Here is a 1,072-nt window from a genome sequence, read left to right on the forward strand (position 1 = left end):
ACGCCGCTGCCCAGGGGGATGTCGGTGCCGGCGCCGAGGCGGGTGAGGAGCGCTGCCATGCCTGCCTGGAGGACCATGAACACGGTGCTGCCCGAGCGCTGCGCCAACTGTTTGAGCCCTTGGTGGAGCTCGGCGCTCAGCTCGAATTCGAGATGGGTGCCCTCGTAGGTGGCGACGGTCGGTCGAGGACGGTCCGTGGGGAAGCTCACCAACTCCGGCAGAGCTGTCAACTGCTGCTGCCAGTACTCGAGTTGCCGGGCGTATGGGCTTTCCGGCTCGGATTCGTCCCCCAGCAGCTCGCGCTGCCACAGGGTGTAGTCGGCGTACTGGACCGGCAGGGCGGACCATTGCGGAACGCTGCTCTGCGCACGCGCCGTGTAGGCGGCCACCAGGTCGCGGGCCAGCGGGGCCATCGACCAGCCGTCGGCCGCGATGTGGTGCAGCAACAGCAGCAGGACGCTATCGCCGTCATTCACCTCGAAGAGCCAAGCGCGCACGGGCACTTCGGTGGCGAGATCGAAGCCATAGCGCGCCGCTTCCTCCAGCGCCGTCGACAGCCCGTGCGTGGACACCGCACGGTGCTCCCACCCGAAGTCCGCCTCAGCACTGTCCAGTACCGACTGGCGTGGCTCGCCTCCGACGTCGGGGAAGACGGTGCGCAGCGACTCGTGGCGTTCCACCACATCGCGCAGGGCCGCGTGCAGTGCCTCGGCATCCACCGAGCCAGTGAGGTGAAACGCCAGGGGCATGTTGTACGTCGCTGTCCGGCCCTCCAGCTTGTGCAGGAACCAGAGTCGCCGCTGGGCGAACGAAAGGGGGACCACCTCGGGGCGTGGCATCGGCGCCAAGGCCTTCCGGGCCCCGCTGCCTTCCGCGAGGTGAGTCGCCAGTTCCGCCACAGTGGGCGCCTCGAACACCGCGGCAATCGGCACTTCCACCCCGAGGGTGCTGCGGATCCGACTCACCAAGCGTGTGATGAGGAGGGAGTGTCCGCCGAGGTGGAAGAAGTTGTCGTCGATGCTGATGTGGTCGGTGCCGAGGGTTTCTGCGAAGAGGGTGGTGAGGGTTTGTT

General features: G+C 67.6%; 1 protein-coding gene. It reads right to left on the reverse strand.

The window, feature by feature from the left end:
* On the reverse strand, positions 1–1,072 hold a 1,072-nt coding region (locus tag AB0B50_RS44650), incomplete at both ends, for a condensation domain-containing protein (protein ID WP_362343873.1).

This window comes from Streptomyces sp. NPDC041068 (assembly GCF_040647455.1).
Taxonomy (GTDB): Bacteria; Actinomycetota; Actinomycetes; order Streptomycetales; family Streptomycetaceae; genus Streptomyces.